This is a genomic window from Belnapia rosea (assembly GCF_900101615.1).
Classification (GTDB): domain Bacteria; phylum Pseudomonadota; class Alphaproteobacteria; order Acetobacterales; family Acetobacteraceae; genus Belnapia; species Belnapia rosea.
This window is the reverse complement of record NZ_FMZX01000019.1, coordinates 60,817-79,931: the sequence shown is the minus strand read 5'-3', so window position 1 is coordinate 79,931 and position 19,115 is coordinate 60,817. Positions and strand designations below refer to the sequence as shown.

Annotated in this window: 18 protein-coding genes; 13 read left to right on the top strand and 5 right to left on the bottom strand. The window is 70.8% G+C overall.

Going from position 1 to position 19,115, the window contains the following annotated elements:
- Positions 1–2,474, top strand: a 2,474-nt coding sequence (locus BLR02_RS29700; protein WP_176849741.1) for a beta strand repeat-containing protein, incomplete at its 5' end; no start/stop codon positions are given.
- A 105-nt stretch (positions 2,475–2,579) separates the two neighbouring features.
- On the opposite strand, the gene BLR02_RS22420 is transcribed toward BLR02_RS29700, so the two are convergent.
- Positions 2,580–3,737, bottom strand: coding sequence for an aminotransferase class V-fold PLP-dependent enzyme (locus tag BLR02_RS22420; RefSeq protein ID WP_090664712.1), 1,158 nt, complete (start codon positions 3,735–3,737; stop codon positions 2,580–2,582).
- A gap of 59 nt (positions 3,738–3,796) precedes the next feature.
- On the opposite strand from BLR02_RS22420, the gene kynA reads away from it, so the two are divergent.
- Both kynA and BLR02_RS22410 read left to right on the top strand, forming a co-directional pair.
- Positions 3,797–4,633: a tryptophan 2,3-dioxygenase gene (gene kynA, locus BLR02_RS22415; RefSeq protein WP_090664711.1), complete on the top strand. Its 837-nt coding sequence runs from the start codon at positions 3,797–3,799 to the stop codon at positions 4,631–4,633.
- A 72-nt stretch (positions 4,634–4,705) separates the two neighbouring features.
- Positions 4,706–6,001 carry a hypothetical protein gene (locus BLR02_RS22410; RefSeq protein WP_090664710.1) on the top strand — a complete coding sequence of 432 codons (1,296 nt, stop codon included), beginning with the start codon at positions 4,706–4,708 and terminating at the stop codon, positions 5,999–6,001.
- Between the two features lie 7 nt (positions 6,002–6,008).
- Here BLR02_RS22410 and BLR02_RS22405 read toward each other — a convergent pair whose 3' ends face one another.
- Positions 6,009–6,494, bottom strand: coding sequence for a hypothetical protein (locus tag BLR02_RS22405; RefSeq protein ID WP_143018240.1), 486 nt, complete (start codon positions 6,492–6,494; stop codon positions 6,009–6,011).
- 123 nt (positions 6,495–6,617) lie between these two features.
- Here BLR02_RS22405 and BLR02_RS22400 point away from each other — a divergent pair, with 123 nt between their 5' ends.
- Genes BLR02_RS22400 through BLR02_RS22370 form a run of 8 tightly spaced genes read left to right on the top strand, consistent with a single transcriptional unit; the run spans position 6,618 to position 13,361 of the window.
- A complete protein-coding gene (locus BLR02_RS22400) occupies positions 6,618–7,382 on the top strand; it encodes a heme ABC transporter permease (RefSeq protein ID WP_090664716.1) in 765 nt (254 codons plus the stop codon).
- Positions 7,379–7,549: a hypothetical protein gene (locus tag BLR02_RS29695; RefSeq protein WP_176849740.1), complete on the top strand. Its 171-nt coding sequence runs from the start codon at positions 7,379–7,381 to the stop codon at positions 7,547–7,549. The genes BLR02_RS22400 and BLR02_RS29695 overlap by 4 nt, the downstream gene beginning before the upstream one ends.
- On the top strand, positions 7,546–8,064 hold the full coding sequence (gene ccmE, locus BLR02_RS22395) for a cytochrome c maturation protein CcmE (RefSeq protein ID WP_090664708.1): 519 nt from the start codon (positions 7,546–7,548) through the stop codon (positions 8,062–8,064). Before BLR02_RS29695 ends, ccmE begins: the two co-directional genes overlap by 4 nt.
- A gap of 18 nt (positions 8,065–8,082) precedes the next feature.
- Positions 8,083–10,047 carry a heme lyase CcmF/NrfE family subunit gene (locus BLR02_RS22390; protein ID WP_090566072.1) on the top strand — a complete coding sequence of 655 codons (1,965 nt, stop codon included), beginning with the start codon at positions 8,083–8,085 and terminating at the stop codon, positions 10,045–10,047.
- Positions 10,044–10,631, top strand: coding sequence for a DsbE family thiol:disulfide interchange protein (locus BLR02_RS22385; protein WP_090566069.1), 588 nt, complete (start codon positions 10,044–10,046; stop codon positions 10,629–10,631). The genes BLR02_RS22390 and BLR02_RS22385 overlap by 4 nt, the downstream gene beginning before the upstream one ends.
- The gene (locus tag BLR02_RS22380; RefSeq protein ID WP_090566066.1) at positions 10,628–11,095 is read left to right on the top strand and encodes a cytochrome c-type biogenesis protein; all 468 of its coding nucleotides are present in this window, start codon (positions 10,628–10,630) and stop codon (positions 11,093–11,095) included. The genes BLR02_RS22385 and BLR02_RS22380 overlap by 4 nt, the downstream gene beginning before the upstream one ends.
- The gene (gene ccmI, locus BLR02_RS22375; protein WP_090566064.1) at positions 11,092–11,898 is read left to right on the top strand and encodes a c-type cytochrome biogenesis protein CcmI; all 807 of its coding nucleotides are present in this window, start codon (positions 11,092–11,094) and stop codon (positions 11,896–11,898) included. Before BLR02_RS22380 ends, ccmI begins: the two co-directional genes overlap by 4 nt.
- A 2-nt stretch (positions 11,899–11,900) precedes the next feature.
- Positions 11,901–13,361, top strand: a complete 1,461-nt coding sequence (locus BLR02_RS22370; RefSeq protein ID WP_090664707.1) for a capsular polysaccharide export protein, LipB/KpsS family — start codon at positions 11,901–11,903, stop codon at positions 13,359–13,361.
- A gap of 7 nt (positions 13,362–13,368) precedes the next feature.
- On the opposite strand, the gene BLR02_RS22365 is transcribed toward BLR02_RS22370, so the two are convergent.
- Both BLR02_RS22365 and BLR02_RS28830 read right to left on the bottom strand, forming a co-directional pair.
- On the bottom strand, positions 13,369–14,340 hold the full coding sequence (locus tag BLR02_RS22365; RefSeq protein ID WP_090664706.1) for a Bug family tripartite tricarboxylate transporter substrate binding protein: 972 nt from the start codon (positions 14,338–14,340) through the stop codon (positions 13,369–13,371).
- A gap of 56 nt (positions 14,341–14,396) precedes the next feature.
- Complete coding sequence (locus BLR02_RS28830; RefSeq protein ID WP_143018239.1) at positions 14,397–14,957, bottom strand: hypothetical protein; 561 nt, start codon at positions 14,955–14,957, stop codon at positions 14,397–14,399.
- Positions 14,958–15,305: 348 nt separating this feature from the next.
- Here BLR02_RS28830 and BLR02_RS22360 point away from each other — a divergent pair, with 348 nt between their 5' ends.
- A complete protein-coding gene (locus BLR02_RS22360; RefSeq protein ID WP_090566055.1) occupies positions 15,306–16,634 on the top strand; it encodes an MFS transporter in 1,329 nt (442 codons plus the stop codon).
- A gap of 215 nt (positions 16,635–16,849) precedes the next feature.
- Here the strand turns inward: BLR02_RS22360 and BLR02_RS22355 are convergent, their stop codons facing one another.
- The gene (locus tag BLR02_RS22355; protein ID WP_090664705.1) at positions 16,850–17,923 is read right to left on the bottom strand and encodes a malate/lactate/ureidoglycolate dehydrogenase; all 1,074 of its coding nucleotides are present in this window, start codon (positions 17,921–17,923) and stop codon (positions 16,850–16,852) included.
- A 159-nt stretch (positions 17,924–18,082) separates the two neighbouring features.
- Here BLR02_RS22355 and BLR02_RS22350 point away from each other — a divergent pair, with 159 nt between their 5' ends.
- Complete coding sequence (locus BLR02_RS22350; RefSeq protein ID WP_090664704.1) at positions 18,083–19,090, top strand: Bug family tripartite tricarboxylate transporter substrate binding protein; 1,008 nt, start codon at positions 18,083–18,085, stop codon at positions 19,088–19,090.
- Positions 19,091–19,115 lie beyond the last annotated feature (25 nt).

The following is a 19,115-nucleotide window of genomic DNA, read 5'->3' as shown; positions in this document are numbered from 1 at the left end:
TGCGGAACCTGGTGGCGGCGGCGCGGATCAACGCCACCACGGTCAGCGCCACGGCGGGCCATGTGGTCAATGCCGGCGGGGCGCGGATCGTCAACGGCACGGTGCAGGTGGCGCCGCCGGGCTTTGAGCTGGCCACCCTGCCGGGCCCGCTGACCGCGGCGGCGGCCAGGGCGCTGGCGCTGGCCGGCACGCCGCTGGCGCTCGGCGTCAGCCCAACCGGCGGCGCCACGGCCAGCGCCGCGCCGGGCGTGCCCACCACCACCGGCAGCACGCCGTCGCTGACGATCACGGCGGGGGACACGGTGTCGAATGCCGGGGTGATCCTGGCCCACCGCGACCTGGGCGTGACCGCGGGGCGGAGCATCCGCAACACCGCTGGCGCATCCTTGCTCGCGGAAACAGGCCGACTGACGATAACGGCGACGGCCGGCGCCATAGACATGACAAGCTCCAGTGCCGGGGCTGGAGAAGCGGTTGCGTTCAGGGCCGGCGGTGCGGTCACTGTCACGACGGCTGCCATCGACGCGGCTGTGGACCAGTCCATCCTGTCGGGTGGGAGCTTCACCGTGACAGGCAGCAGCCTGACTGCTGGCCGCGACCTGTCCGTTGATGTTGGAGGGGAGCTCCGCCTGGAGAGTACCGCGTTGCAGGCGAGCCGGGACCTCTCCGCTGTCACCAGGCTTGGCGGGATCAGCCTTGCCGATAGCACCCTCACCGCCGGTGGCACGCTCGGCCTCACGGCGAGCGGGGCTATCGGGCAGACCCGCGGCATGATCAACGCCGCGGCAGGCACGGCGATTCAGGCTGGCAGCGGCATCACCATCACCGGTGCCGGCGGTGCCGCACCGGTGCTGCGTTCGACCGGCGGCGGCATTACCCTGACTGCTGATTCGGGCGACATCGCGCTCAGCAATGCAGGGCTTTCGGCCGCCAGTGCGCTTGCGGTGCAGGCCATCCAGGGCGACGTCACGATCGGGAGCTCAAGTCTCAGCAGTGACGGCAGCGGCAGCATCGCCGCCGGCGGGGCGGTGAATCTGGCCTCCACGATCGTCAGGGCAATGGCCGACCAGTCGATCATGGCGGGTGGCGGCTTCGCCGCAGCAGGCAGTAGCCTGGCCGCGGGCCGCGATCTCACCATAGGCGCCGGCACCGGGTTCGGCTTGACGAGCAGTGGCCTCAAGGCGGGGCGGAATCTCTCCATTACAACCCGGCTCGGCAATGCCGCGACCACCGACGGTGCGTTCCTGGCCGGCGGCACGCTCGCGGTCACGGCGGCCGGGGGCGCTGTAACCCAGACGCGGGGCAGCATCACCGGCGCGGGCGATGCCAGCCTGCGTGGTGGTACGGATGTGACGGTGACGGATGCCGGCAGCGGCATCCAGCCGGCCCTCCGCAGCACCGGCGGCGCGCTCACGGTCGTGGCCGGAAGCGGTGCGGTTTCCCTGCGCAACGCGCGGCTCGACGGCGCAACCGGCCTTGGCCTCGCCGCAGGGCAGGACATCGGGCTGACGGATACGGCGCTGACCACCACCGGCCGCCTCGCCGCCGCGGCAGGGAGCGGCAGCCTCGCTGTGCTCCGCGGCGTGCTGACCAGCACCGCGGGCGATATCGACCTGACGGCGGGCGGGACGGGGGCCATCACCGCGAGCGCCCTGCATGCGCCCTCGGCGAGCGGATCGGTCCGCGTCGTGACCACCGGTGGCCTTGCCCTGTCCACGCTGACGGTCAGTGCCGATGCGGCGGATTTCGAAGCCGGCCGCATCGCCCCGACCGATGCGAGGACCTATGGCGCGACGAACGGCGCCTCGGCCCTGACGGTGACGGATGGCGTCACCGCCAGCATCGGCAGCAAGATCCTCTTCGCCGGACCGGGCGGCGTGAGCGGGATCGGCCCGATCCTGGTGACACCGCGTGGCACGCCGTTGCCGGCTGTCCTGTTCGACACGCGCATTGCGCCAGGCAGCAACCCTCTTTCCATCGTCCAGCCTGACACGGCCGGGGTCATCGCCAGCCAGCAACCGACCCAGGTCCGCAGCGCACCCGGCGCGCAATCGCCCGGTGCCTTCGGCCTGCCGAACCAGTCCATTGCGGCCGGTACCGCCAACATCAATGTCAATGCTGGTCAGTCGCCAGTTTTCCTGCTGGTCGATGGTGGCACCGTGCTTGGCACCATCACTGCCGGACGGCTGGCGATCCATGGCACGGGTGGCGGCATGACGCTCTTCGGCACCCTGAACGGCTCGGTCGGGGCAGAGGCGGCGCGTTTCGCCGACATCACCCGGCCAATCGAGGCCAACTCCCTGCAGCGCTACCGGATCAATGCCTGCGTGGTGAGCTCGATCAACTGCGTCGTGCCTCCCTCGATCCAGATCATCCCGCCGCGGCCCAGTGATCGGGCGCAGTTCTCGGTCGAGAACAACCGCATCACCGCGGATGTGCTGATCCCGAACGTGGCCGAAGAGATCGAGCAATGAGCCGCCCGATCATGGTTCGGCCCCTGCCGTTCCTGCTTCCGTCGCTGTCGCCGCCGGTGGCGCCCGCCTACGGGCGCCTGTTCCGAATCCGGCTGCCGGATCAGATCAGGCGGTTGCGCCAGCGGTTTCCAGCCGTTCGAGCAGCCGGTCCACCTCCTCCTCCGTCTGGTAGAGACCGAAGCCGAAGCGCAGCCGCCTGCCGCGACGATCGGTGACGATGCCGGCGGCGGCGAGGCGGGCTTGCCGGGCTTCGGCATCCTCAAGGTCGAAGGCAAGGAAATTGCCGCGGGCCGGATCGGCGAGGGGCACCACCAGCCGGGCCGGGTCGAGGCCGGCGCGGGGGAGGCCCGCGACGAAGCGCGCCTGCAGCGCCTGGGCATGGGCGTGGATCGCGGCCGCGTCGAGATTCATCGCGGCGAGCCAGTCCATCACCGCATTCAGCCGGTAGATCCCGCTGGTGTCGAAGGTGGAGCCCATGAAGCGCCAGCCATCCTCGGCATAGGGCACGCCAGCCGATGCCTCGGACAGGGCGCCGAAGCCGGCATACCAGCCGGTCGCACGCGGCCGGGGCAGCCAGCCCGGTGGGCAGTGCAGGAAGCAGGCGCCTTCGCCGGCCATGGCGTATTTGTATCCGCCAGCCAGGTAGAAGGCGCGATCGGCGACCGCCGAGAGATCGACCGGCCGGGCCAGGAAGGCGTGGTAGCCGTCAATGACCAGGGCCGCCTCGCCGGAGGCTGCGGCCAATGCCGAAAAGTCGTCCAGCGCGGCGCCGGAGGTGAAGAACACCTCGCTGGTCCAGACCAGGTCGAAGCCGGCGCGCGCCGCCTCGACGAGGCGGGGCAGGCAGTCGCGCGCCGGCTCGCTCGGGATGCGGGTGACGGCGACGAGCCCTTCCTCCTCCATCCGCGCGACCTGGCGGGAGAAGCTGTGGAACTCGCCATCGGTCGTCAGGATGCGTGGCGGGCGATGCACCGGCAGCGCCGAGAGGATGCGCACCACGAATTCCTGGGTATTCGGTGCGAAAACCACCGTCGCCGGATCTGGCAGGCGGAGGTGGCGGGCGACATGGCGTTGCGCCGCCTGCCAGACCGGGCCCAGCACATGCTCCCACTTGCCGTCCAGCAGCCGCGCCGCATCGTCCCATGCGGCGAGCTGCGCGGCTCGCGTCACATCGGGCCGCGGGTGGTGGCTATGCGCGGCGAAATGAAGCCGGTCCGGCGTGGCGCTGAGGCTCAGGGAGAAATGCGGGCGAAGGTCCAGCATGATCTTGCTCCGGCAGATTGCTTTAAGCTTAAAGTAACCTCTGCAAGGAGGCCACCGTCATGGTCGAGGGCGTCGAGACCGATTTCGCCAGGCGCATGAGCTATGGTGACTACCTGCATCTCGACCGGCTGCTCTCGGCCCAGCAGCCGCTCTCCGGCCAGCATGACGAGTTGCTCTTCATCACCATCCATCAGGTGCAGGAGCTCTGGATGAAGCTCCTCAACCATGAGCTGGATCTGGCGATGGCGAATATCCGCGCGGATGCGCTGCGCCCGGCCTTCAAGGCGCTGGCCCGCGTCGCCCGCATCCAGAAGCAGCTCGTCGAGGCCTGGGACGTGCTCTCGACCATGACGCCGCACGACTACCTTGCCTTCCGCGACAGCCTCGGCAGCTCCTCCGGCTTCCAGTCCTGGCAGTACCGGCTGATCGAGTTCAAGCTCGGCACCAAGGATGGTTTCATGATGAAGCCGCATGCGCATCGGCCGGACACCCTGGCGCTGCTCGAGGCTGCCTTCGCGGCACCGTCGCTCTATGACGAGGCGCTGCGGCTGTTGGCGCGGCGCGGGTTGCCGCTACCGGAGGCGGTGCTCGGACGCGATGTCACCCAGCGCCATCTGCCGGATGAGGGCGTGACCGCGGCCTGGGCCATGATCTACGAGCAGGCCGAGACCCATTTCGACCTCTACGAGCTGGCGGAGGAGCTGGTCGACCTGGAGGACGCCTTCCAGACCTGGCGCTTCCGCCACATGAAGACCGTCGAGCGGATCATCGGCCACCGGATGGGTACCGGAGGCTCGGCCGGCGTCTCCTACCTCAAGGGCGCGCTCGAGCGCAGCTTCTTCCCGGAACTCTGGACCGTGCGGACGAAATTGAAGCCCGTCCCAAGCAGGACGTAACCATCTCATTTATGCTTCGGTAAGCCAGCCGATGGATGCTTCGTCCCGTTTCATGAGACGGAGAGCGAAACCATGCCGAGCGTCCAGGTTTCCGGAAGCATTCCCAGCACCTTGCGGGAGAATGCCAGGCCCGGGGAATGGGTCGCCGGGCTGACGCTGACCGGGGATACCGGCAGCCTCGCTGCGATCGAGATCACCGGGCCCAATGCGCTCAACTTCACCGCGTCCTGGAGCCCGGTCCTCGGCCTCGCCAGCCTCGGCATCGCCGCACCGGTGGATTATGAGTATTTCGCGGCCGCCCATCTGCCGACGCAGCTTTCCTTCTCGCTGCGCTTCGTCTTCACCGATGGCAGCCGGCAGAGCCCGAGCACGGTCTATCGCGTCGCCGTCCTCGACCAGGACGATGCGCCGCCGAGCAGCCTGCAGCTGCTGACCGGCGGCAGCGTCACCGCGGGCGCCATCGGCAGCACGATCGGGACGCTCTCCGTCACTGATCCGGATTCGACCGGCCCCTTCACCTTCAGCTTCGCCGAGGAGGATGCCTGGCGCTTCGAGGTGGTGGGGACCACGCTGAAGCTGAAGGAGGGGATCAGCCTCGGCCTCGATGAGATGCCGGTGCATCCGCTTTTCGTCCAGGTCTCGGACGGGCGGCAGAGCGCTGGCTTCACCCTGATGCTGACGGTTGAGGATCCGGGACGGCAGGCGAGCACCGTCAGTGTCCTGGCACCGGAGGTGCCGCAGGCCGGCTTCGTCCTCACCTCCTCCAGCCAGGCCGTGACCCTGCACGAGGCGCGGGAGGTGACCGCAGCCAATAGCCATGGCGATGAGTTGCGGCAGCTGATGCTGGCCGAGGGGCAGGAGGTCTGGATGCCTGCGGTGCAGACGCTCCGGCTCGCCGATGGCTGGGTGGATTACGACCCGGCCGGCCCGGCGGCGCGGGCGGCGGCGCTGCACGGCGCCCTCCCCGGACAGGAGTCCGGCGGGGCGGCGCTGGCCCGGATCATCGAGGGGGCGGCGGCCGGCCAGGGCTGGGTGGATCTCGCCGCCGATCTGGTGCTGCCGGCGCTGGCCGGGCTCGAGGATACGGCCCTGGTGATGACCCTCTACCAGTCGGCCCTGCACCGGGTGCCGGATGCGGGGGAGCTGGCGCTGCAACTGGGCCGGCTCGCCTCCAGCGTGAGCCGCGCGCAGATGGTGGCCGACCTCGCGGGCTCGGATGCGGCGCTGGCGAGTGTGGCCGACCCGGAGGGCATCTGGGTGGGCCAGGCGCTTGGCGGCGGCGCGGCCTGGCACATGGATACCGGCGGCCTCGGCACCGGGCTGCTGCCGGCCGCCGGCTATCCGCTGGGCTCGGCCTGGCTGCTGTAGGACGTCGTCAGAATTTCAGCCGCTGCACCTCGCAACTGCCGGCGATGGTGCCGGCGGCGACCGGGACCTCGCAGGGGGCGGGCAGGGGTGGGGGCTGGTCGCCCGATGCCGCAGGGCTGGCCGCGGCGGCGGCGCGGCAGGCCTCGACCTGGTCCGTATCGGGCCTGCGGGACAGCAGCAATCGTGCCTCGCCGGTCAGGCGGGAGAGGCTGAGGGCAAAGCGGTCATGCGCCGGCACGCCGCGCCAGGCCTCGCCGGGCAAGGGGCCGGCGAAGCCGCCCACCAGCGGGTCCCGCCGGGCCGACATCTCCTCCGAGCTCATCCAGGCATTCTGGCCCGGCAGCTCCACGGCCAGGCCGCGCTCCTCCACCATTACCCGCAACTGGCCACCCCCGGCGAAGCGGCAGGCGAGGAAGGTCTCCGCCGCCGCCGGCACCGCAAGGCCGAGGGCCAGCAGGGCCAGGGCGACCATCCTGGCCGATGCGTGCCGCATGACCGTTCCTTTCCGTTATCGATGACGGCAGGTTACCTGGGCGCGCGAAAGCTTCAATCCGCGCCGCGCTCGGCCTAGGTTAGGGGCGTGGAAACCGCCGACACGAGCCCGGGCGCAAGGCCCCTGCCCCTTTCCGCGGCCCCGCCGCGGGCGGGGTTGCACCGATTCGCCAATCCGGGCCGCTTCCTGCAGCTGTCCGGGCGGGTGCTGCCTTGGCTGGCCGCGGCCGCCGTGCTGACCCTTGGGGTCGGCCTCGCCTGGGGCCTGTTCCTCTCGCCGCCCGACTGGCAGCAGGGCGAGACCGTCCGCATCCTCTATGTCCATGTGCCGATGGCCTGGCTCGCCATGGGCGGCTATGCGGGGCTGGCGGTGGGCTCGATTCTCTCGCTGATCTGGCGCCATCCGCTGGCCGACCTGGCCTGCCGGGAATTGTCCCCGGTTGGGGCGATGGCCACCGCGCTCTGCCTCGCCACCGGCAGCCTCTGGGGCAAGCCCATGTGGGGTACCTGGTGGGTCTGGGATGCGCGGCTGACTTCGGTGCTGGTGCTGTTCTTCCTCTGGCTCGGCCATGCCGCCCTCGTCCGCGCCTTCGACGATACCGAGCGGGGGGCGCGGATGGGCGCCATCCTGGCGCTGATCGGGGCGGTGAACGTGCCGATCGTGAAATTCTCGGTGGACTGGTGGAACACGCTGCACCAGCCCGCCAGCGTCACCCGTCTCGGCGCACCGGGGCTGCATGTCGACATCCTCTATCCGCTGCTGGTCTGCGGGCTGGGCTTCAGCCTCGCCTTCGCCGCATTGGTGCTGGCGCGGACGCGGGCGGCGGTGATGGAACGGCGGATCAGGGCCTTGCAACTCGCCGCGGCGCGCAGGGCCGACATCGCATGAGCCTCCACTGGATCCATGTCACGGTCAGCTATGCGCTGGTGGTGGGAGGCTTCCTGATCCTTGCCATCGCCACCACCTTCCGTCATGCCGCGGCGAAACGCCGGCTGGCCCAGCTCGACCCGCGTGCCGCCCGAAGGGGGCAGGACCGCGCACAGGATACCGCATGACCCGCAAGAAGCGCCGGCTCTGGCTGCTGCTGCTCTGTGCCCTCGGGCTTGGCAGCGCCACGGCCCTGACCCTCACCGCCTTCCAGGACAACCTCGTCTTCTTCCGCTCGCCGAGCGACATCGCCCGCGAGGCACCGCAGCCCGACCGTGCCTTCCGCCTGGGCGGGCTGGTCGAGACCGGCAGCGTGGTGCGGGAGACCGCCCCCGACGGCAAGCCCGAGGCGCGCTTCCGGGTGACGGATGGGGCGCATGGGGTGAGCGTGACCTATGTCGGCGTGCTGCCGGACCTGTTCCGCGAGGGGCAGGGCGTCGTCACCCTCGGCAAGCTCGGGCCGGACGGCACCTTCCGCGCGAGCGAGGTGCTGGCCCGGCATGACGAAACCTATATGCCGCCCGAGGTGGCCGATGCCTTGAAGAAGAGCGGGCATTGGAACCCGAATCAGGGCGCCGCCCCACCGGCTGCCACCTGGAACACGCTGGAGCCGGCCTCTGCCCAGCCGAGGCGCGGCTCATGATCCCCCGCGGAGCGGACCATGATTCCTGAGATCGGGCATTTCGCCCTTGCCCTCGCCCTCGCCCTGTCGCTGGCCCAGGCAGCGGTCGGGCTGATCGGCGCGCAGCGGGCCGATGCACGGCTGATGGGCGCGGCGGCGCCGCTCGCGGCCGGCGTGCTGGTCGCCGTCGCCGCGGCCTTCGCCTGCCTCGTCTGGGCCTATGTGGCGAATGACACCACGGTGCTGAACGTGGTGCAGAACAGCCATTCGGCGAAGCCGATGCTTTACAAGGTCAGCGGCGCCTGGGGGAACCATGAGGGCTCGATGCTTCTCTGGGTGCTGATCCTGGCGCTCTGCGGCGGGGCCGTCGCGGCCTTCGGCACCAACCTGCCTTCGGCCTTGCAGGCGCGGGTGCTGGGCGTCCTGGCGCTGGTGGCGCTCGGTTTCCTCGGCTTCATCCTCGGCACCTCGAACCCCTTCGAGCGCATCTGGCCGCCGCCGATGGATGGCCAGGGGCTGAACCCGATCCTGCAGGACCCCGGCCTCGCCTTCCATCCGCCGCTGCTCTATCTCGGCTATGTCGGCTTTGCGGTAACCTATGCCTTCGCGGTCGCCGCGCTGATCGAGGGGCGCGTCGATGCCGCCTGGGGGCGCTGGGTGCGGCCCTGGGCGCTGGCGGCCTGGAGCTTCCTGACGCTCGGCATCGCGCTCGGCTCCTGGTGGGCCTATTACGAGCTTGGCTGGGGCGGCTACTGGTTCTGGGACCCGGTCGAGAACGCCTCGCTGATGCCCTGGCTGGCCGGTTGCGCCCTGCTGCACAGCGCCATCGTCGTCGAAAAGCGGGAGGCGCTGAAGACCTGGACGGTCTTTCTCGCGCTTCTCGCCTTCGGGATGAGCCTGCTCGGCACCTTCCTGGTCCGTTCCGGCGTGCTGAACAGCGTGCATGCCTTCGCCAATGACCCGGAGCGAGGCACCGTCATCCTCATCCTGCTCGCCCTCTATATCGGCGGCGGCTTCCTGCTCTTTGCCTGGCGGGCGCAGGCGATGCTGCCGACCGGCGTCTTCACCCCGGTCTCGCGCGAGGGATCGCTGGTGCTGAACAACCTGCTGCTCTGCTCGATCGCGGCGGTGGTGCTGGTCGGCACGCTCTACCCGATGTTCGCCGACCTCGTGCTGAAGGAGAAATTCTCCGTCGGGCCGCCCTTCTTCAACACCGCGATCCTGCCGCTGGCGGTGCCGCTGATCGGCGCCATGGCGCTCGGCCCCGTGCTGCCCTGGAAGCGGGCGCGGCTCTTCCCGGCCCTGCAGAGGCTGTGGTGGGCGGCGCTGGCGGGGCTCGCCGCCCTGGCGCTCTGCCTGATGATCGAGGGGCAGCGGGTCGGGCCGGCGCTCGGCTTCGGCGCGGCCGCCTGGGTGATCCTCGCGGCCGTGGCGGATATCGCCGACCGCATCGCCCTGTTCAGCCGGCCGCGTGCCGCCTGGGCGCGGGCCAAGGGCCTGCCGCGCGCCGCCTGGGGCGGGGCCACCGCCCATGCCGGCATGGGGGTGATGATCCTCGGCCTCGCCGGCATGGGGCTGGCCACCGATACGCTGCGGCTGGTGAAGCCGGGCGAGACCGTCGCGCTGGCCGGGCTGGACTACCGGCTGGTCAGCGTCGTGGACGCGCCGGGTCCGAATTTCTCCGCCCGCCGCGCGACGGTCGAGGTGCGGGATGGCGGCACGCTCGTCACCGTGCTGCAGCCGGAGCGGCGGAGCTTCCCGCAGGGGCGGATGACCACCACCGAGGCGGCGATCCATACCACCTGGTTGTCCGATCTCTATGTCGTGCTGGGCGAGGAGCGGGACGGCGGTGCGGTGCTGCGTATCCACAACAACCCGCTGGCGCCCTGGATCTGGCTCGGGGGCGCGATCATGGCGCTCGGTGGCGGGTTGTCGCTGAGCGACCGGCGCATGCGCGTCTCGGCGCCGGCGGCGAAGCCGGTGAAGGCCGGGGCACGGGCATGAGCGAGGCGGTTCCCAACCCGTCGCAGGCCGCCTGGCGCCGGCGCGCGCTGCTGCTGGCGCCACTGGCCGTCGCCGGGCTCGGCGGTGCCGGCTTCTATGCCATGCTGCGCGGCCTCGGCACCGGCGACTACGACCCGCGCGGCGTACCCTCCGCGCTGATCGGCAAGCCGGCACCGGATTTCACCCTGCCGCCGCTCGAGGGCTCCGGCCTGCCCGGCCTCTCGGCGGCCGACCTGACGGCGGGCCGGCCCGTGCTGGTCAATTTCTTCGCCAGCTGGTGCGTGCCCTGCGTGATCGAGCACCCGCAGCTCATGCGCCTTGCCCGCGACGGCATCGCCATCCTCGGCATCGCCTACAAGGACAAGCCGGAGGACAGCCTCGGCTTCCTCAAGCGCCATGGCACGCCCTATGCCCGGCTCGGCGTCGATCAGCCGGGGCGCGTCGCCATCGATTGGGGCCTCTACGGCGTGCCGGAGACCTATCTCATCGACAAGTCCGGCATCATCCGCTGGCGCATGGCCGGGCCGGTGACGGAGGAGATCCTGGCGCAACAGGTCACCCCGCTGCTGCGGCGCCTCGCATGATCCGCTGGCTGTTCCTGCCGATGCTGGCGGCCATGCTGGCAATCGGGCCGGCGCTCGCCGTCGGTGACCCGGCCGACCAACTACCGAACCCGGCGCAGGAGGAACGCGCCCGCGTCATCGGGCGTGAGCTGCGCTGCATGGTCTGCCAGAACCAGTCGATCGAGGACAGCGATGCGGATCTGGCGCGGGACCTGCGGCGGATCGTCCGCGAGCAGGTGGCGCAGGGAAAGCCGGATGATGCCGTCCTGCGCTTCGTGCATGAGCGCTACGGCGACTTCGTCCTGCTCAAGCCTCCCTTCAAGCCGGAGACGGCGATCCTGTGGGGGATGCCGGCGATCGCGCTGCTCGGCGGGGCGCTGCTGATCCGTGGCATGCGGCGGCGGCGGGTGCCGCTGGCCCCGGACGAGCTGACCCAGGCCGAGCGCGACCGCCTGGCCCAACTGGCAGGCAGGCCCCGCGAGTGAGCTGGTTTCCCTTTTGGCCGCTGCTCGGCCTGCTGGCCGTGGCGGCGCTGCTGCCGCTCGCCGCCACCTTGCTCCGCCCACCGGCGACGCGCGGCCGGCGGGAGGCCGACCTTGCCCTCTACCGGGCCCAGATGGATGAGCTGGCGCGGGAGCGCGAGGCCGGACGCCTCGACGAGGCGGCGCACCGGGCAGCGACGCTCGAGGTGCAGCGGCGCCTGCTGGCGGCACCGGCCGAGGCCGGGCCGCGCTCCGGACGCGGGGCGTGGCGGCTGCTCTGGGCGCTGGTGCTTGCCGTGCCGGCGCTCGCGCTCGGCCTCTATTGGCGGAGCGGCGTGCCGGACATGCCGTCCGCGCCGTTTGCGCTACGGCAGGAAGTCGCCTCCCGTGACGAGGAGATGCTGCAGCTGCTGCGCAGCCGTCTCGCCGCGCTCGACCCGGCCAGCCCGCAGGTGCAGGAGGGGTACCGGCTGCTCGGCAATGCCGAGCGCAGCCGCGGCGCGCTCGGCCCGGCGGCCGAGGCTTATAGCCGCGCCCTGGCCGCGCGCTTCGACGCGGACCTCGCTGGTCAGCTTGCCCAGGTGCTGATCGAGGATGACAAGCTGGCGGAGGCGCAGCAGGTGCTCGCCAGTGCCTTGCCCCAGGCGCCCCGGCATGTCGGGCTGCGCTTCCTCACAGGCCTCGTCGAAGCACGGGCGGGGCGGCCGGCCAATGCGCGCAACCTCTGGCAGGCGCTGATCGCCGATGCCCCGGCGGAAGCGCCCTGGCGGGCCATGGTCGAGCGGCGGATGCAGGAGCTGCCCTGAAGGTGGAGGGGCTGGAGGCGGCGGCCATCCCGCACCTGGCGGCCTTCTTTCCCGAGGGCGTGCCGGAGGGCGAGGCGTTGCGGCTGGCCGAGGGGCCCTGGGCGGCGCCGGCCTTCGGCCCCCGGCACCGGGTGGTGGGGTTGCTGGCGGCGATGGGGGAGGACCCCGTGGCAGCGGCCCTGGCCGGGCCCCTTTCGGCCGAGGCGGTGGCGCGCGCGGCGGCGCTGCAGCCACTCTGGCCCGAGCCCCTCGACCCCCGGCTTCTGGCTGCGACGCGCTGGGCGGACCCGTTGCGGAACCAGCCAGCCTCCGCCGAGGAGGGGTTGGCGCTGCTCGCCCTCTGGCGGCGGGAGGCGGAGGCCAATCGAGGCATTGCGGTCTGCCTCGGCATGGCGGGTTGGAAGCAGGCGGCCATCGCGGCGGCCTTCGCCCATGAGGGTACCGCCGCCGCCTTCGCGCGCGACGAAGACGAGGCGCTGACGCTGGCCGCTGCCGCCCGGGACAGGGGCGAGGCGGACGGCATTGCCGTCTGGGCGACGCGCGCCTCGCCGGGGCTCGCGGCCCGCTGCGCGGCAGCGGGCCTGCCGCTGGTCTGGGTGGAGGACGGGTTCCTGCGCTCGGTCGGGCTGGGGGTGGATTTCATCCCCTCCGCCTCGCTCGCCGTTGACGGGCTGGTACCGCATTACGATGCGGGACGGCCCTCGGCCCTGGAGCGCATCCTGGCCGAGGCCGATTTCACCCCGGCGCTGCTGGCGCGCGCGGCAGCGCTACGCGAGGCGATCGTCGCGCGCGGGCTGACCAAGTACAACCTGCGGCGGGCAGCGGCCCCCCTGCCGGCAACGCCGGGGCGGCGGCGCATCCTCGTCGTCGGGCAGGTCGAGGATGATGCCTCCATCCGGCTCGGCGCCGGGCGGGTGCGTACCAATCTCGGCCTGCTCGAGGCGGTGCGGCGGGCGGAGCCGGAGGCCTTCATCGTCTTCCGCCCGCATCCGGATGTGGAGACCGGCTACCGCCGCGGCTATGTGCCGCGCCGGGCGGCGCTGCGGCTGGCCGATGCCGTGGCGGCGGGCGGCGATATCGGCACGCTCTTCGCGCAAGTCGATGCGCTGCACGGCATCACCAGCCTGGCGGGCTTCGAGGCCCTGCTGCGTGGCCTCGAGGTCACGGTCTGGGGGCGGCCCTTCTATGCCGGCTGGGGGCTTACCCACGATAGGGAGCCGCCCCCGCGGCGGGGCCGCCGCCTCGCCCTCGATGCGCTGGTGGCCGGCGCGCTGATCCTCTACCCGCGCTATCTCGACCCGGTGACGCAGCTGCCCTGCACGCCGGAATTGCTGCTGGAGCGCCTGTCCGACCCAGCCGCCTGGCCCCGGCTGCCGGCGGGGCGGCGCGCCTTCCTGCCCTGGTGGCGGCAGCAGGGCTGGTGGCTGAAGCAGGCAAGGCGCTTCGGCCTCTGGCAGCGGTGATCGGCCCTCAGTCGAGGGCGATCCGGGCATCCCGCGCGATGGCCTGCCAGCGAAGCGCGCTGGCACGGATATAGGCCTCGACCTCCGGCCGGGGGACGTGGAGCGGGTCGACGAAGGCGGATTGCAGCCGCGCTTCGGTCTGTGGCGTGCGGCTGCGCTCCAGCGCCTCGGTCAGGCGCTGGGCGATGGCGGGCGGCGTCTTCGCCGGCACGAACAGGCCGAACCAGATGCCGAGATCATAGTCCGGCATGCCCGATTCCCGCAGCGTCGGCACCGCGGGCAGGCCGCCGGCGCGGCGGGCGGTGGTGACGGCCAGCGGGCGGAAGGCGCCTGATTGCGCATGGGTGGCCGAGGTGGCGGTGGTGTCGAAGCCGAAATCCACCTCGCCCGCCAGCATGGCGGCGACGAGCGGGGAGGAGCCGCGATAGGGCACATGCGTCGCATCGATCCCCGCGGTCTTGAGGAAGACCACCGACGAAAGATGCGAGGAACTGCCATTGCCGACCGAGCCGTAGATCAACGGACGGGACTTCGCCTCGGCGATGAAGCTCGCCACATCCTTCGCCTGGACGCGCGAGGGAATGACGGAGAGCACGTTCGCCACCTCGCCGATGGTGCCGAGGCAGGTGAAGTCCCGCACCGCATCGACGCCGCTGCTGGCATAGAGGATGGGGTTCACCCCGAACATCGCGGTGGTGCCGAAGAGGATGGTGTAGCCATCGGCATCGGCCTGGGCGGCGGCCTGGGTGCCGATATTCCCGCCGGCGCCGGCACGGTTCTCCACCACCAGGGGCTGGCCGAGCTCGCGCCCCAGCGGCTCGGCGACGATGCGGCCGACGATGTCGTTCACCCCGCCAGGCGGATAGGTGACGATGAGGCGCAGCGGACGGGTGGGCGACCATTCGGCCGGCTGAGCCCGCAGGGCAGGGGCGGCAAGCAGGCTGGCCAGACCGGCCAGCGTGGTACGGCGATAGGGCATGACGTTCCTCGATGCTTGCGCGCAAGGAAGCCGAGGTGGACCGTGCTGTCCAGCCTTCAGGAGGATGGTTTCAGCCGGCCGCGCCGGGCAGGCCCCGCGGTTTTCCAGCGGGGCAGCGCCTCCTTCCGGATACGGGCCGGCCGGGCGGGACCTGGCTGGGGCTCGTCGGATAAGGGCTCGTCGGGTGGGGGTTCATCGGGCGGCAGCTCGTCAGGCGGGGGCGTGTCGGGCGTGGGCGGGGCGGCTGCTTTCGGCGCGCGGCGGCGTCGCGGCCGGGCGGGGGGCTCCACCGGTTCCGGCTCCGCGAGCGGAATGGCGTCCGGCTCCGCCGCCCGCATCACACTGGGTTCGGGTTCGGGTTCGGGTTCGGGTTCTGGCTCGGGCGGTGCCGGTGGTGGGGGCATGGCGGCCTGACGGGCCGAAGCCTCGGCCAGCAGGGCCCGCAGCGTCCCTACCGTCTCGAAATAGGAACCGTTGCGGCTGAGCAGGTAGGGCTTCCCGTCGACGGTGAAGATTCGCCTCTGCATGGTGAGCCGCTGGACCTGCAATTCGGTCGCGGGAAAGAAGGCACAGCCAATGGATCGTGCGGCTGCGACCTCGTCGGGAGTCAGTTCCAAAGGGGCGGCATTCCCGGTGAGCGTCAATCGATGAAGATGGGGACTTTCTCGCGGATCGGCCTGCGAGCCAAGTGAAAGCCCGTTGATGAGGGTCGCGCCCGAACGGCGTTACCGCCCGGACGCCGGGCGATCGGCCGCGATTCCGGCCAGAGTTCGAACCCGGCCTCTTCCTCCTATCATGCGCTGGCCGCCGCATCATCCTCTGAAATCGGCCGGAATCCCGATTCCGGACGGGGCAGGCCGCATGCCGGTTCTTCGCTCGTCGCACCGATCAGACACTCAGGAACCGTTTACAGCCAACGGCGCTTCGTCCCCGAAACTCGGCCGTGTGGGGAAGGAAACGCCGTCATGGAGGATATTGAAAAGACGACGATCAGCAAAGTGATGTGGAGGCTGATGCCCTTCCTCTTTGTCTGCTACTTCGTCGCCTACCTGGACCGGGTGAATGTCGGCTTTGCCAAGCTTCAGATGAACGCGGCACTCGGACTATCCGAGGCGGCCTACGGCCTTGGCGCCGGCCTGTTCTTCATTTCCTACTTCTTGCTGGAGGTGCCTTCCAACCTCGCCCTGAACCGGTTCGGCGCCCGGCTATGGATCGCGCGCATCATGTTCAGCTGGGGCATCATCTCCGGCCTCTTCGCCTTCATCGGGCCGATCTCGGCCTGGACCGGGCTTTCGAACGAATGGGTCTTCTACATCCTGCGCTTCACCCTCGGCGTGGCGGAGGCAGGGTTTTTCCCCGGGATCATCTTCTACCTGACGCTCTGGTTCCCCTCGGTCTATCGCGCCCGCGTGGTGGCGCTGTTCATGCTGGCGATCCCCTTCTCCTCGATCGTCGGTGCGCCGGTCTCCGGTGCGCTTCTCAACCTGTCCGGCTGGGGGCTGGATGGCTGGCAATGGCTGTTCATCCTGGAAGCGCTGCCCTCCATCCTGCTGTCATTCGGCGTCATCCTGTACCTGACGGATCGTCCGGCGCAGGCAAGCTGGCTGGCGGAACCCGAGCGGACCTGGCTTCAGGCGCGGCTGGATGCGGAGCATGAGCAGAAGCAGGCGGCGGAGCATATCAGCATCGGCAAGGCGCTCAGCGACAGCCGCGTCCTGGCCTGCGCCTTCGTCTATTTCTGCCTGAACGCCGCGAGCTATGGCGTCGCCTTCTTCCTGCCGACGATCGTCAAGGGCTTCGGCGTCAGCAACTTCCAGACCGGCCTGCTGGCCGCGCTGCCTTTCGTTTTCGGTGCCGTCGGCATGGTTCTGCTGGGCCGCAACTCCGATCGCACCCTGAAGCGGCGGGAACATGTCTGCTTCGCCATGATCCTGGCGGCGGTGGGGGTTGCCGGTGCCGGGCTCGTCTCCTCACCCGTCCTGGTGCTGGGCCTGCTCTGCCTCAGCCAGATTGGCGTCTCGGCGACACCGCCGCTGCTCTGGCCCATTCCCAGCGCATTCCTGACCGGCACCTCGGCCGCCGCTGGCATCGCTGCGATCAATGCCATCGGCAACCTGTCGGGCTTCGCCGGCCCCTATCTGATGGGCTACCTGCGGGACGCCACCGGCAATTTCACCGCGGGGCTGCTGGTTCTCGGCGCATGTACCTTGGTCGGTGGCATCGTCGCCATGACGCTGCGGGTGAGCACGCATCTGGAAACCGCCGCAGCGGGCAGGCCGGCCATGGCGCGTTAGGCAACCATAGGCTGGGGCGGACCGCGGTCATGCCGTCGGCGTCCCGCTTGGCCCCGTGCCAAAGCGGGCCCCATCGGACGCCAGGGGCCAGCACGGTACTGGTGGTGTCCGCCCGCCACCGGCGAGGGCCAGTGCGAGGCGCCGTACCGGAATTCGAGCACTGCCGGCTCGAGAAACGTGGTCCAGGTTGGCCGGCAGGCGGGTGAGGGCGGTTCTCAGATCCCTGCGAGGGCGCCCAACCGGTCCCGCGTGATACCGACCTCGGCCGCGGCGCCGCACAGCTCCTCCCATGTGGCCGAGGGGATGGGGATGCCGCCTCGAAGGCGCTCGGCCTTGGTGATCTGTTCCTTCTCGCCGGCGACCAGGACCTGCTGGTCGCCGGCGGTTGCCGAAGCCTTCACATAGGCGACCATCGCGGCGGTTTCCGCCCGGAAGGCTTCGAGATCGCCGAAGCGGGCCGGGTCCAGCACCATGGCGAACATGCCGTTGACGATGCCGCGGTCCTTAGGCGTGGCCGGCTGGTTGGTGCCGCCGCCGGTCAACGCCCCGGCGAGGATCTCGCACATCAGGGCAAGCCCGGAGCCCTTGTGCTGGCCAAAGGGCAGCAGCGCACCACGCGGGCCGCCGCCATACATTGCGCCCGGATCAATGGTGGGCTGGCCGGCATGGTCCACCAGGCTGCCCTCGGGCACCGGTTTCCCCGCCGCATGCGCCACGCGCACCTTGCCGATGGCGATGGCGCTGGTGGCAAAATCGAGGATCAGCGGCCTGCCCCCGGGCACGGCCGGTGGGATGGCGATGCAGACCGGGTTGGTGCCGAAGCGCGCCTCGCTGCCGCCAAAGGGCGCCACCACGGGTGGGCCCGAGACCGCGTTGACGAAATGGAGGGACAGCATCCCGGCCGCGACCGCGCGCTCGCCATAGGCACCGATGCGGCCCAGGTGATGCGTGTTGCGCAGCGCCAGCAAGCCGGCGCCCGTGTTTCGCGCCGCCTCGATCGCCAGGTCCATGGCCTGGCGCCCGACCACCTGGCCGAAGCCCATGCCGCCATCGACGACCAGGATGGCGCCGTCCTGCCGCACCACCTCCGCCCCGGCATTGGGCGCAAGCTTGCCTTCCAGCACGTTCAGCACGTAGCGCGGCGCGAGCTGCACGCCATGGCTGTCATGGCCCTGCAGATTGGCCTCGAGCAGGTCGGCCGCGACCACCGAGGCCAGCGCCTCATCCGTACCGGCCGACCGCAACATCTGCAGGACCGCGGCCTGCAGCTTCTCCGCCTGGATCAGCATGGCCCGCCCTTCCCCGCCGGTATCCGATCGTCCGGCCGAGCTTAGGTGTGCCCCGCGGAGGGGGTCAACCGCAGGTCCCGCGGCCTGAGATATCCCTTCCGCAATCCCGCCGCCGGTGCTGTCCTCTCCCCAACGACCAAGACCGGGAGGAATGAGGCCATGCACCGCCGCTGCCTGCTGCAACGGATACCTGCCGCCATCGCCCTGGCCGGGTTGCCGCCCGCTGCCCTGGCGCAGGGCGGCGCCTGGGTGCCAGACCGACCCATCACCATGATCACCGGCTATGGCCCCGGCGGCAGCACCGATATCGCCGCACGGCTGCTGGCCGACCGCATGGCGACGGCGCTCGGGCCGGGGGCGCGCATCCTCGTGGACAACAAGCCTGGTGCCGCCGGCACGGTCGCGACCGAATGGCTGAAGCGTCAGGCGCCGGATGGGTACACCATCATGGTGACGGAGACGGGCGCTGCCGCGGCCGCGCCGGTGACGCTGATCGGCGGCACGCGCTACGACCCGGTGGCCGATTTCACCCATCTCGGCGTCATCAGCACGCCCCCAGGCGTGCTGGTGGTCACGCCGGGTTTCGGCGGCGCCGGCGCCCGCGAGGTGCTGGCCGCGATGCGGGAGGCGCCGGCGAACCGGCTGACCTATGCCTCCTCCGGCTTCGGCGGCGTGCTTCACCTGCGCGCCGAGATGCTGATGCAGGCGCTCGGGACTCGTGCGGTGCATGTGCCCTATCGCAGCGGCGCGCAGATGGTGCAGGCCATCATGACCGGCGAGGCCCAATTCGGCATCGCCGCCCTTGCCAGCGCGACCCCGCTGATGCGGGAGGGCAAGCTGCGCGGCGTCGCCATGGTCGGCAGCCGCCGCTTCCCGACCTTCCCCGACATCCCCACCCTGGGGGAGCTTGGCCTCTCCGGCTTCGAGAACAGCGGCTTCTTCCTGCTCATCGGCCCGGCCGGCATCCCGCCGCGCGAGGCGGAGGCCTTGAACCGCGCCCTGGTCGCCGTCCTTCATGACCCGGCCATCCGCGATAAGCTCGTCTTTGCCGGGCATGACCCGGTGCAGGGCCCCAACGGGCTGGAGGAAGCCCGGGGCTTCATGGTCGGCGAACTGGCCGAGATGCGGCGGATGGTGGAGCGCACCGGGATCCAGGCGCAGCCCTGAGGGCGGGCCCTTGGCTTGCCGGGCG